Annotated in this window: 2 protein-coding genes (both cut by a window edge); both read left to right on the plus strand. The window is 68.5% G+C overall.

Going from position 1 to position 13954, the window contains the following annotated elements:
- Positions 1-12451, plus strand: partial view of a type I polyketide synthase gene (locus tag LIV37_RS41285; protein WP_121823892.1) — the end only. It extends 13238 nt beyond the left edge of the window; the window shows 12451 of its 25689 coding nt (coding positions 13239-25689); the start codon falls outside the window, past its left edge; the stop codon is at positions 12449-12451.
- A protein-coding gene (locus LIV37_RS41290) for a type I polyketide synthase (RefSeq protein WP_243146060.1) crosses the window boundary here: on the plus strand, positions 12448-13954 show its start. 29162 nt of this gene lie beyond the right edge of the window; the window shows 1507 of its 30669 coding nt (coding positions 1-1507); its start codon is at positions 12448-12450; the stop codon falls past the right edge of the window. The genes LIV37_RS41285 and LIV37_RS41290 overlap by 4 nt, the downstream gene beginning before the upstream one ends.

Consider the following 13954-nt stretch of genomic DNA (forward strand, 5'->3'; position numbering starts at 1 on the left):
GCTGACCGCTCAGGTCCTCCACACACTCCAGGAGTGGCTTGGCGGGGAGCGCTTCAGCGACAGCACGCTGGTGGTGCGGACCGGCACCGGGTTGGCCGCTGCTGGGGTGTCGGGGTTGATGCGCTCGGCCCAGTCCGAACACCCCGGCCGGTTCGTCCTGGTCGAAAGCGACGACGCCCTCACCCAGGATCAGCTGGCGGCGGCGGTCGGACTGGATGAGCCGCGGCTGCGGGTCAGCGACGGCCGGTACGAAGTACCACGGCTGACCCGCACACATGCCGAAGAGCCTGAGCCTGAAAGGACGTGGGATCCGGATGGCACGGTCCTGATCACGGGCGGTTCAGGTGTGCTGGCGGGGATCGCCGCCCGGCACCTGGTGACCGAACGCGGCGTGCGTCATCTCCTGCTGCTGTCCCGCAGCGCCCCGGATGAGGCGCTGATCGGCGAGCTTGGTGAACTGGGGGCCCGGGTCGAGACAGCGGCCTGTGACGTGTCCGATCCTGCCGCGCTGACGCAGGTGCTGGCGGGTGTCTCGCCGGAGCATCCCCTGACGGCCGTGATTCACACCGCGGGCGTGGTGGATGACGGTGTTGTGGAGTCTTTGACCGTGCAGCGGCTGGAGACGGTACTGCGGCCCAAGGCCGACGGTGCGTGGAACCTGCACGAGCTCACCCGGGATGCCGACCTGGCCGCGTTCGTCATGTATTCCTCCGCCGCCGGTGTGCTCGGTAGTGCGGGGCAGGGCAACTACGCGGCGGCCAATGCGTTCCTGGACGCGCTGGCTGAGCAGCGTCACGCTGAGGGTCTGCCCGCACTCGCGGTGGCCTGGGGTCTGTGGGAGGACGCCAGTGGCCTGACCGCGCAACTGACCGACACGGACCGTGACCGGATCCGGCGCGGTGGCCTGCGGGCCATCTCCGCCGAGCACGGGATGGGGCTGTTCGACAGCGCGTCACGCCACAGTGAACCGGTTCTGGTGGCCGCGCCGATGGAGCCGGTACGGGACGCGGAAGTCCCGGCATTGCTGCGGTCGTTGCACCGCCCGATTGCTCGGCGGGCCGCTGCCGCCGGTGGAGCGCGGTGGCTGGCCGCCCTGGCACCGGCCGAGCGGGAGAAGGCACTGCTGAAGCTGGTGTGTGACAGTGCCGCGACGGTTCTGGGACACGCCGACACCAGCACCGTCTCCGTAGCCGCCGTGTTCAGGGATCTGGGTGTGGATTCGCTGACTGCGGTGGAACTACGGAACAGTCTGGCGAAGGCGACGGGGTTGCGGCTGCCCGCCACGTTGGTGTTCGACTATCCGACTCCGACGGCTTTGGCTGTTCGGCTGGGGGAGTTGTTCACCGGCGAGAACCCCGTACCGGTACGCGGGCCGGTGTCGGCGGTGGCGCAGGACGAGCCGCTGGCGATCGTGGGAATGGCCTGCCGCCTACCTGGTGGAGTCTCGTCGCCTGAGGATCTGTGGCGTCTCCTGGAGTCGGGTACAGATGCGGTCTCCGGTTTCCCCACCGACCGTGGCTGGGACGTCGAGAACCTGTACGACATGGCTGGAAAATCGCACCGTGCTGAGGGTGGCTTCCTGGATGCCGCGGCTGGCTTTGATGCCGGATTCTTCGGCATCAGTCCGCGTGAGGCGTTGGCGATGGATCCGCAGCAGCGGCTGGTGCTGGAGGTGTCCTGGGAGGCGTTCGAGCGGGCCGGGATCGAGCCCGGTTCCGTGCGCGGCAGCGACACCGGCGTCTTCATGGGCGCGTACCCCGGTGGTTACGGTGCCGGTGCTGACCTCGGCGGCTTCGCGGCCACCGCCAGCGCGACCAGTGTCCTGTCCGGCCGGGTGTCGTACTTCTTCGGCCTCGAAGGCCCCGCGTTCACAGTCGACACAGCGTGTTCGTCGTCGCTGGTCGCCCTGCACCAGGCGGGGTATGCCCTCCGGCAGGGAGAGTGCTCGCTGGCCCTGGTCGGCGGTGTCACCGTGATGGCCACGCCGGAGCTCTTCACCGAGTTCTCGCGGCAGCGTGGTCTGGCCTCCGATGGCCGGTGCAAGGCGTTCGCAGACAGCGCGGATGGCACGGGATGGGCTGAAGGCGTTGGTGTGCTGCTGGTAGAGCGACTTTCCGACGCCCAGGCCAAGGGCCATCAGGTGTTGGCGGTGGTCCGTAGCTCGGCGGTCAACCAGGACGGCGCGTCCAACGGTCTGACCGCGCCGAACGGCCCCTCCCAGCAGCGGGTGATCCAAGCCGCTCTCAGTAACGCCGGCCTCGCCGCGCACGAGGTGGATGTGGTCGAGGCCCACGGCACGGGTACGACGCTGGGCGACCCGATCGAGGCCCAGGCGGTGATCGCCACTTACGGTCAGGACCGGGAACGGCCCCTGCTGCTGGGCTCGCTGAAGTCGAACATCGGTCATGCTCAGGCCGCCTCGGGCGTGTCGGGTGTCATCAAGATGGTCATGGCCCTGCAGCACAACACGGTTCCCCGCACCCTGCACGTGGATGAGCCGTCGCGGCACGTGGACTGGGCGGCGGGTGCGGTTGAGCTGGTGAGGGAGAACCAGCCCTGGCCCGGCACCGACCGGCCCCGTCGGGCGGGCGTGTCGTCCTTCGGAGTCAGCGGCACCAACGCCCACGTCATCCTGGAGAGCGCACCCCCCGCTCAGCCCGCGGAGGAGGCGCAGCCTGTTGAGACGCCGGTGGTGGCCTCGGATGTGCTGCCGCTGGTGATATCGGCCAAGACCCAGCCCGCCCTGACCGAACACGAAGACCGGCTGCGCGCCTACCTGGCGGCGTCGCCCGGAGTGGATACGCGGGCTGTGGCATCGACGCTGGCGGTGACACGGTCGGTGTTCGAGCACCGCGCCGTACTCCTTGGAGACGACACCGTCACCGGCACCGCTGTGTCCGATCCCCGGGTGGTGTTTGTTTTCCCGGGGCAGGGGTGGCAGTGGCTGGGGATGGGCAGTGCGCTGCGGGATTCGTCGGTGGTGTTCGCCGAGCGGATGGCCGAGTGTGCGGCGGCGTTGAGTGAGTTTGTGGACTGGGATCTGTTCACGGTTCTGGATGATCCGGCGGTGGTGGACCGGGTTGATGTGGTCCAGCCCGCTTCGTGGGCGGTGATGGTTTCCCTGGCCGCGGTGTGGCAGGCGGCCGGTGTGCGGCCGGATGCGGTGATCGGCCATTCGCAGGGTGAGATCGCCGCGGCGTGTGTGGCGGGTGCGGTGTCGTTGCGGGATGCCGCCCGGATCGTGACCTTGCGCAGCCAGGCGATCGCCCGGGGCCTGGCGGGCCGGGGCGCGATGGCATCCGTCGCCCTGCCCGCGCAGGATGTGGAGCTGGTCGACGGGGCCTGGATCGCCGCCCACAACGGTCCCGCCTCCACCGTGATCGCGGGCACCCCGGAAGCGGTCGACCATGTCCTCACCGCTCATGAAGCGCGAGGGGTGCGGGTGCGGCGGATCACCGTCGACTATGCCTCGCACACCCCTCATGTCGAGCTGATCCGCGACGAACTGCTCGACATCACTAGCGACAGCAGCTCGCAGGCCCCGCTCGTGCCGTGGCTGTCGACCGTGGACGGCTCCTGGGTCGACAGCCCGCTGGACGGGGAGTACTGGTACCGGAACCTGCGTGAGCCGGTCGGTTTCCACCCCGCCGTCGGCCAGTTGCAGGCCGAGGGTGACACCGTGTTCGTGGAGGTCAGCGCCAGCCCGGTGTTGTTGCAGGCGATGGACGACGATGTCGTCACGGTTGCCACGCTGCGTCGTGACGACGGCGACGCCACCCGGATGCTCACCGCCCTGGCACAGGCCTATGTCCACGGCGTCACCGTCGACTGGCCCGCCATCCTCGGCACCGCCACAACCCGGGTACTGGACCTTCCGACCTACGCCTTCCAGCACCAGCGGTACTGGCTCAGGAGCGTGGACCGGGCGGCTGCCGACGGTCATCCACTGCTGGGCACCGTAGTGGCACTGCCCGGCTCCGACGGTGTGGTGCTCACCGGGCGGGTGTCGCTGGCCACCCATACATGGCTGGCCGATCACGCGGTCCGGGGCAGTGTCCTGCTACCCGGGACCGCATTTGTGGAACTGGTCGTCCGCGCCGCCGACGAGGTCGAGTGCGACGTCGTTGACGAGTTGGTGATCGAAACCCCGCTCCTGCTGCCGCAGACCGGAGGCGTCCAACTGTCCGTGTCCGTCGGCGGAGCCGACGAGTCCGGGCACCGCGCGGTGATGGTCTTCTCCCAGGCGGACAACACCGATACCTGGACCCGGCACGTCACGGCGACAGTCAGCACCTCTGACTCGACGGTCTCGCTGCCGGAGTTTGCCTCGTGGCCACCAGCCCAGGCCCGGCCGGTGAGCGTGGCCGACTTCTACGACCGGCTGGCTGCGGCAGGTACCGAGTACGGTCCCGCGTTCCAGGGGCTGCAGGCCGCGTGGCGTGACGGGGACACCGCCTACGCCGAGGTTGCTCTGGCCGAGGAGCAGGCGCAGGAGGCGGCACGGTTCGCGGTGCATCCGGCGCTGTTGGACGCCGCCCTGCACGCCAGCGTCTTGAACACACCCGACGCTGAGCAGCAGAGCCTGCGGATGCCGTTCTCCTGGAGCCACGTCCAAGTCCATGCCACTGGCTCGGCCACGCTGCGTGTTGCGATGACACCGACAACAGACGGCTGGAGTGTGCACGTCGCCGATGACGACGGTCGGCCGGTGGCCACCATCGGCTCATTCGTGACGCGCCCGGTGACAGCCGACGCGCTCGGCTCCGCAGCCGATGACCTGCTCAGGGTGGTCTGGACGGAGATCCCCATTCCCCAGCAGACCGGTCTGACCACTGGCCGGTTCGAGGATCTCGTGGACGCCGATGTGCCGGTGCCCGAGGTGGTGGTCTACACCGCGCGTCCCGACACCGACGGCAGCCCTGATCCGCTGGCACAGACTCGCACGTTGACCGCCCAGGTTCTCCAGGCAGTCCAGGCATGGCTGGCCGGGGAACGTTTCACCGACAGCACGCTGGTCGTGCGGACCGGCACCGGGTTGGCCGCCGCCGCGGTGTCAGGGCTGATGCGTTCGGTCCAGTCGGAGCACCCGGGCCGGTTCGTTCTGGTGGAAGGCGACGACGACACCCTCACCCCGGACCAGCTGGCGGCGACCGCCGGGCTGGACGAGCCGCGGCTGCGGGTCTGCGACGGCCGGTTCGAGGTACCGCGGCTGGCGCGGGCGAATACGCCGGAGAGCAGCCCGCTGACGATCCCCGACGATCGTGCCTGGCTGCTGGAACAACCCCGCAGCGGAACCCTGCAAGACCTCGCTCTGGTACCCACCGACACCGCCGAACGGCCCCTGCGACCCGGCGAAGTACGCATAGACGTACGCGCCGCAGGCCTGAACTTCCGCGACGTTCTTATCGCGCTCGGCACTTATCCCGGTGAGGCTGTGATCGGGGCTGAAGCTGCGGGCGTGGTGCTCGAGGTCGGCCCGGAGGCCCACGACCTGGCCCCGGGAGACCGAGTGTTCGGTCTTGTGGGCGGCGGATTCGGGGCGGTCGCGATCGCCGACCGTCGAATGCTCGCCGTGATTCCTGATGGCTGGTCGTTCACTACGGCGGCGTCCGTGCCGGTTGTGTTCGCCACCGCGTATTACGGGCTGGTGGATCTGGGCGGGCTGAGTGCGGGTGAGTCCGTGCTGATCCACGCCGCCGCGGGTGGTGTGGGCATGGCAGCGACCCAGATCGCTCGCCACCTCGGCGCGCAGATCTACGCGACCGCCAGCGCGGGCAAGCAGCACATTCTGTACGAGGCGGGTCTGGACGGCACTCGGATCGCGGATTCCCGCACCACGGGCTTCCGGGAAGCGTTCCTGAACACTACCGACGGCCGGGGTGTCGATGTCGTCCTGAACTCCCTCAGCGGTGACTTCGTCGACGCCTCCCTCGACCTGCTGCCCCGCGGCGGCCGGTTCGTGGAAATCGGCAAGACCGACATCCGCGACCCGCACCGGATCACCGCCGACCGGCCCGGCACCACGTACCAGGCGTGCGACCTGATGGACGTCGGCCCGGACCGGCTGCGGGAGATCATTACCGAAATCCTCAGCCTGTTCGGACAAGGCGTCCTACAGCCGCTGCCCGTACAAACTTGGGACATTCGCCAAGCTCGCGATGCGTTCAGCTGGATGAGCCGCGCGCGGCACATCGGCAAGATCGTCCTCACCATCCCCCGCCGGCCGGACCCCGACGGCACCATCCTGATCACCGGCGGTTCCGGCGTTCTGGCAGGCATCCTCGCCCGCCACCTGGCAGCCGAACACGGTGCACGTCACCTCCTGCTGCTGTCCCGCACCGCTCCCGACGAAGCACTGATCAAGGAGCTTGCCGAGCTGGGCGCCCGGGTCGAGACAGCGGCCTGCGACGTGTCGGACCGTGCCGGGCTGGCACGGGTGCTGGCGGGCGTATCACCGGAACACCCGCTGACGGCGGTGATCCACACCGCCGGCGCACTCGACGACGGCGTCGTGGAATCCCTCACCACACAACAGCTCGACACGGTGCTACGGCCCAAGGCCGACGGCGCCTGGCACCTACACGAGCTCACCCGGGATGCCGACCTGGCGGCATTCGTCGTGTACTCGTCGGCTGCCGCTGTGCTGGGTAATGAGGGGCAAGGCAACTACGCGGCGGCGAACGCGTTCCTGGACGCCCTGGCCGAACAACGGCGTACCCAGGGCCTGCCCGCACTCGCGCTGGCGTGGGGTCCGTGGGAGTACACCGGGGACCTGACCGCGCAACTGACCGGCACCGACCAGGACCGGATCCGGTGCAGCGGCATGCGAACCATCACCGCTGAGGACGGAATGCGGCTGTTCGACACCGCGTCGCACCATGGCGAACCGCTCTTGGTGCCCGCGGTGTTGGACCCGACCCGAGACGGCGAAGTCCCTGCGTTGCTGCGTTCGTTGCGTCGCCCGATTGCCCGGCGGGCCGCTTCCGCCGACGGTGGGGTGCAGTGGCTGGCCGCCCTGGCACCGGCCGAGCGGGAGAAGGCGCTGCTGAAGCTGGTGTGTGACAGTGCCGCCATGGTTCTGGGGCACGCCGACGCACGCAGCATTCCGGCGGCTGGCGCGTTCAAGGATCTGGGTGTGGATTCGCTGATGGCGGTGGAACTACGGAACGGTCTGGTGAAGGCGACGGGGTTGCGGTTGCCGGCCACGTTGGTGTTCGACTATCCGACCCCGACGGTCTTGGCTGCTCGGTTGGACGAGTTGTTCACCGGCGAGAACCCTGCACCGGTACGCGGGCCGGTGTCGGTGGTGGGGCAGGACGAGCCGTTGGCGATTGTGGGTATGGCGTGCCGTTTGCCGGGTGGGGTGTCGTCGCCGGAGGATCTGTGGCGTTTGGTCGAGTCGGGTACGGATGCGGTCTCCGGATTTCCCACTGACCGTGGCTGGGACGTGGAGAACCTGTACGACTCTGATCCGGAGGCGGCGGGGAAGTCGTATTGCGTGCAGGGTGGCTTCCTGGACACGGCGGCTGGCTTCGACGCCGGATTCTTCGGGATCAGTCCGCGTGAGGCGTTGGCGATGGATCCGCAGCAGCGGCTGCTGTTGGAGGTGTCCTGGGAGGCGTTCGAGCGGGCCGGGATCGAGCCCGGTTCCGTACGCGGCAGCGACACCGGCGTTTTCATAGGGGCATTCCCCGTTGGCTACGGCGCCGGGTTCGATCGCGAAGGTTATGGCGCCACGTCCGGCCCCAGCGTGTTGTCCGGCCGGGTGTCGTACGTCTTCGGCCTTGAGGGCCCGGCGATCACGATGGACACGGCGTGCTCCTCGTCCCTGGTTGCTTTGCATCTGGCGGCGCAGGCGTTGCGCAATGGTGAGTGTTCGATGGCGTTGGCCGGTGGTGTGACGGTGATGGCCACGCCGGAGGTCTTCACCGAGTTCGCCCGGCAGCGTGGTCTGGCCTCCGATGGCCGGTGCAAGGCGTTCGCGGACAGTGCGGACGGTGCCGGTTTCTCCGAAGGCGCGGGTCTGCTGCTGGTCGAGCGGCTGTCCGACGCCCGCCGTAACGGTCACCAGGTGTTGGCGGTGGTGCGTGGATCGGCGGTGAACCAGGACGGTGCGTCGAACGGTCTGACCGCGCCGAATGGTCCTTCGCAGCAGCGGGTGATTCGGGCCGCTCTCAGCAATGCGGGTCTGAGTACGGCTGACGTGGATGTGGTCGAGGCGCACGGCACGGGTACGACGCTGGGTGACCCGATCGAGGCCCAGGCGCTGCTGGCGACCTATGGCCAGGACCGTGAGCAGCCGTTGCTGCTGGGCTCGTTGAAGTCGAACATCGGTCATACGCAGGCTGCCTCGGGTGTGTCGGGTGTTATCAAGATGGTGATGGCGCTGCGGCACGGTTTCGTGCCGCGCACGTTGCATGTGGATGAGCCGTCGCGGCATGTGGACTGGGCGGCGGGTGCGGTTGAGCTGGTGAGGGAGAACCAGCCCTGGCCCGGCACCGACCGGCCCCGCCGGGCAGGCGTGTCATCCTTCGGAGTCAGCGGCACCAACGCCCACGTCGTCCTGGAGAGCGCACCCCCCGCACAGCCCGCGGAAGAGGAGCAGCCTGTTGAGACGCCGGTGGTGGCCTCGGATGTGCTGCCGCTGGTGATATCGGCCAAGACCCAGCCCGCCCTGACCGAACACGAAGACCGGCTGCGCGCCTACCTGGCGGCGTCGCCCGGGGCGGATACGCGGGCTGTGGCATCGACGCTGGCGGTGACGCGGTCGGTGTTCGAGCACCGCGCCGTACTCCTTGGAGATGACGCCGTCACCGGCACCGCGGTGACCGACCCCCGGGTGGTGTTTGTTTTCCCGGGGCAGGGGTGGCAGTGGCTGGGGATGGGCAGTGCACTGCGGGATTCCTCGGTGGTGTTCGCCGAGCGGATGGCCGAGTGTGCGGCGGCGTTGAGTGAGTTTGTGGACTGGGATCTGTTCGCCGTGCTGGATGATCCGGCGGTGGTGGACCGGGTTGATGTGGTTCAGCCTGCTTCGTGGGCGGTGATGGTTTCGCTGGCCGCGGTGTGGCAGGCGGCCGGTGTGCGGCCGGATGCGGTGATCGGTCATTCGCAGGGTGAGATCGCCGCGGCCTGTGTGGCCGGTGCGGTGTCACTACGCGATGCCGCCCGGATCGTGACCTTGCGCAGCCAGGCGATCGCCCGGGGCCTGGCGGGCCGGGGCGCGATGGCATCCGTCGCCCTGCCCGCGCACGAGATCGAGCTGGTCGACGGGGCCTGGATCGCCGCCCACAACGGTCCCGCCTCCACCGTGATCGCGGGCACCCCGGAAGCAGTCGACCATGTCCTCACCGCTCATGAAGCACGAGGGGTGCGGGTGCGGCGGATCACCGTCGACTATGCCTCGCACACCCCCCACGTCGAGCTGATCCGCGACGAACTACTCGGCATCACCGCCGGTATCGGTTCGCAGCCTCCGGTGGTGCCGTGGCTGTCGACGGTGGACGGCTCCTGGGTCGACAGCCCGCTGGACGGGGAGTACTGGTACCGGAACCTGCGTGAGCCGGTTGGTTTCCACCCCGCCGTCAGTCAGTTGCAGGCTCAGGGCGACGCCGTGTTCGTGGAGGTCAGCGCGAGTCCGGTGTTGTTGCAGGCGATGGACGACGATGTCGTCACGGTTGCCACGCTGCGTCGTGACGACGGGGACGCCACCCGGATGCTCACCGCCCTGGCACAGGCCTATGTCCACGGCGTCACCGTCGACTGGCCCGCCATCCTCGGCACCACCACGGCCCGGGTGCTGGACCTTCCGACCTACGCCTTCCAACACCAGCGGTACTGGGTCAAGAGCGTGGACCGGGCGGCTGCGGATGGTCATCCGTTGCTGGGTGCGGTGGTGGAGTTGCCTGAATCCGATGGTGTGCTGTTGACCGGGCGGGTATCGCTGGCCACCCACGCGTGGCTGGCTGATCACGCGGTCTGGGGCAGTGTCCTGCTGCCCGGTACCGCATTTGTGGAGCTGGTTGTCCACGCCGCTGGCGAGGTCGGTTGTGACGTTGTCGATGAGCTGGTGATCGAAACCCCGCTCCTGCTGCCGCAGACCGGCGGTGTGCAATTGTCCGTGTCCGTCGGCGAGGCCGACGAGTCCGGACACCGGGTGGTGACGGTCTTCTCCCGGGCGGACAACGCCGATACCTGGACCCGGCACGTTTCCGCCACCGTCAGGGTTTCCGACACGACTGTCCCACCGTCGGACCTCACCGCGTGGCCACCTGCGCAGGCCAAGCCGGTGGACGTGGCGGGCTTCTACGACCAGCTGACCGGGATGGGTTACGAGTACGGACCTGCCTTCCAGGGTTTGCAGGCCGCGTGGCGTGATGGGGACACTGTCTTCGCCGAGGTTGCTCTGGCTGAGGAGCAGGTGCGGGAGGCGGCGCGATATGCCGTGCATCCGGCTCTACTGGATGCGGCTCTGCATGCCTGCACCTTGAATGCGTCCGATGCCGAGGTGGGTGTGGGGCTGCCGTTCTCCTGGAACGGTGTTCGGGTCCATGCTGGTGGTTCGGCCATGTTGCGTGTCGCGGTGACGCAGGCGGCGGATGGCTGGAGTGTGCGGGTCGCTGATGACATCGGTCGGCCGGTGGCTAGCGTGGGTTCGCTCGTGACGCGCCCGGTGACGGCCGACGCGCTCGGTTCCGCTGCCGATGACCTGCTCGCCTTGACCTGGGCAGGAATCCCCACCCCCCAGCAGACCGGCCTGACGGTCGGCCGGTTCGAGGAGCTGGTGTCGGACGGTGATGTGCCGGTGCCCGAGGTGGCGGTCTTCACCGCACTCCCCGACAACGACGACGACCCGCTGGAGCAAACACGAAAGCTGACCGGTCAGGTCCTCCAGGCAGTTCAGGAGTGGCTTGGCGGGGAGCGCTTCAGCGACAGCACGCTGGTGGTGCGGACCGGTACTGGTTTGGCCGCTGCTGGGGTGTCGGGGTTGATGCGGTCGGCCCAGTCCGAACACCCCGGCCGGTTCGTCCTGGTCGAGAGTGATGACGACGCCCTCGCTCCGGATCAGCTGGCGGCGGCGGTCGGACTGGATGAGCCGCGGCTGCGGATCAGCGACGGCCGCTTCGAAGCGCCACGACTGACCCGTACGCATGCCGCTGAACCCGAGTCAGAGAAGGTGTGGGATCCGGATGGCACGGTCCTGATCACCGGTGGTTCGGGTGTGCTGGCGGGGATCGCCGCCCGGCACCTGGTGGCCGAACGCGGCGTGCGTCATCTCCTTCTGCTGTCCCGCAGCGCCCCGGACGAGGCACTGATCAACCAACTCGGCGAACTGGGAGCCCGGGTCGAGACAGCGGCCTGTGACGTGTCCGATCGTGCCGCGCTGGCCCAGGTGCTGGCGGGTGTGTCACCGGAGCACCCCCTGACGGCCGTGATTCACACCGCGGGCGCACTCGATGACGGTGTGGTCGAATCTTTGACCGCGCAGCGGCTGGACGCGGTGTTGCGGCCCAAGGCCGATGGCGCGTGGAACCTGCACGAGCTCACCCGGGATGCCGACCTGGCGGCGTTCGTCATGTATTCCTCCGCCGCCGGTGTGCTCGGTAGTGCGGGGCAGGGCAACTACGCGGCGGCCAATGCGTTCGTGGACGCGCTGGCTGAGCAGCGTCGTGCCGAGGGTCTGCCCGCACTCGCGGTGGCCTGGGGTCTGTGGGAGGACGCCAGTGGCCTGACCGCGAACCTGACCGACACGGACCGTGACCGGATCCGGCGCGGTGGCCTGCGGGCCATCTCCGCCGAGTACGGGATGGGGCTGTTCGACAGCGCGTCACGCCATAGTGAACCGGTTCTGGTGGCCGCGGCGATGGAGCCGGTACGGGACGCGGAAGTCCCGGCGCTGCTCCGGTCGTTGCACCGGCCGATTGCTCGCAGGGCCGCCTCTACCGGTGACTCGTCAGTGCAGTGGTTGGCAGCTTTGGCACCGGAGGAACGGGCGAAGGCGTTGTTGAGGGTGGTGTGTGACAGCGCCGCGACGGTTCTGGGACACGCCGACATCGACAGCATTCCCGTGACCGCGGCGTTCAAGGATCTGGGTGTGGATTCGCTGACCGCAGTGGAGCTGCGGAACAGTCTGGCGAAGGCGACGGGGCTGCGGCTGCCCGCCACGTTGGTGTTCGACTACCCCACCCCGACGGCCCTGGCCGCCCGGCTGGACGAGTTGTTCGCTCCGGCGGAGCCGGAACCTCGCCTCCACGAGCAGGAGCTACGCCGAGCGCTCGCGGGGATCTCGATTGACAAGTTCCGGGAGGCCGGTGTGCTGGACACGCTGCTGAGGCTGGCAGCCATGGAGGGCCTGGCCGTTCCAAAGCCCGATTCGGAATCCGATGACGAGGCCTTCGTCGATGAGATGGACGCTGACGCTCTCATCAAGCACGTGCTGGAGGAAGAACGATGAGGGAAGATCAGCTTCTCGACGCATTGCGCAAGTCGGTCAAGGAGAACGCGCGGCTCCGCAAGGCGAACACGTCGTTGCGGGCAGCCATGGACGAGCCGTTGGCGATTGTGGGTATGGCGTGCCGTCTGCCGGGTGGGGTGTCGTCCCCGGAGGATCTGTGGCGCCTTGTCGAGTCGGGTACGGACGCGATTTCCGGATTCCCCGCCGACCGTGGCTGGGACGTCGAGAACCTGTACGACCCTGATCCGGAGGCGGCAGGCAAGTCGTACTGCGTGCAGGGCGGCTTCCTGGACTCCGCAGGCGGTTTCGACGCCTCGTTCTTCGGGATCAGTCCTCGTGAGGCGTTGGCGATGGATCCGCAGCAGCGGCTGGTCCTGGAGGCGTCCTGGGAAGCGTTCGAACGGGCCGGGATCGAACCCGGTTCCCTCCGCGGTAGCGACACCGGTGTTTTCATGGGTGCGTACCCCGGTGGCTACGGCGTTGGTGCCGACCTCGGCGGCTTCGGGGCAACTGCCGGTGCGGTGAGTGTCCTGTCGGGTCGGGTGTCGTATTTCTTCGGTCTCGAGGGGCCGGCTGTCACGGTGGACACGGCGTGTTCGTCGTCGTTGGTGGCGTTGCATCAGGCGGGGTATGCCCTGCGGCAGGGTGAGTGTTCGCTGGCCCTGGTCGGTGGTGTCACTGTGATGGCCACGCCGCAAAGTTTCGTGGAGTTCTCGCGGCAGCGTGGCCTGGCCTCCGACGGCCGGTGCAAGGCGTTCGCCGATGCCGCGGACGGCACGGGATGGGCTGAAGGCGCCGGCGTCCTGTTGGTAGAGCGTTTGTCGGATGCTCAGGCCAAGGGCCACCAGGTGCTTGCGGTGGTGCGGGGATCGGCGGTCAATCAGGACGGTGCGTCGAACGGCCTGTCCGCGCCGAACGGTCCTTCGCAGCAGCGGGTGATCCGGGCGGCTCTCAGCAATGCGGGTCTGAGTACGGCTGAGGTGGATGTGGTCGAGGCGCACGGCACGGGTACGACGCTGGGTGACCCGATCGAGGCCCAGGCGCTGCTGGCGACCTATGGCCAGGATCGTGAGCAGCCGTTGCTGTTGGGTTCGGTGAAGTCGAATCTGGGTCATACGCAGGCCGCTGCGGGTGTGTCTGGTGTCATCAAGATGGTGATGGCGCTGCAGCACGGTCTGGTGCCGCGTACGTTGCATGTGGATGAGCCGTCGCGGCATGTGGACTGGACGGATGGCGCGGTTGCGCTGGTGACGGAGAACCAGCCGTGGCCGGATATGGGTCGGCCTCGCCGGGCAGGTGTGTCGTCCTTCGGGATCAGTGGCACCAACGCCCACGTCATCCTGGAAAGCGCACCCCCCACGCAGGCTGTGGACGATGTGCCGCCTGCGGAGGCGCCGGTGGTGGCGTCGGAGTTGGTGCCGCTGGTGATTTCGGCGAGGACGTTGCCAGCTCTGGTCGAGTACGAGGACCGGCTGCGTGCGTATTTGGCGGCGTCGCCTGGGG

The sequence above is a fragment of the Streptomyces rapamycinicus NRRL 5491 genome (assembly GCF_024298965.1).
In the GTDB taxonomy this organism is placed as follows: Bacteria; Actinomycetota; Actinomycetes; order Streptomycetales; family Streptomycetaceae; genus Streptomyces; species Streptomyces rapamycinicus.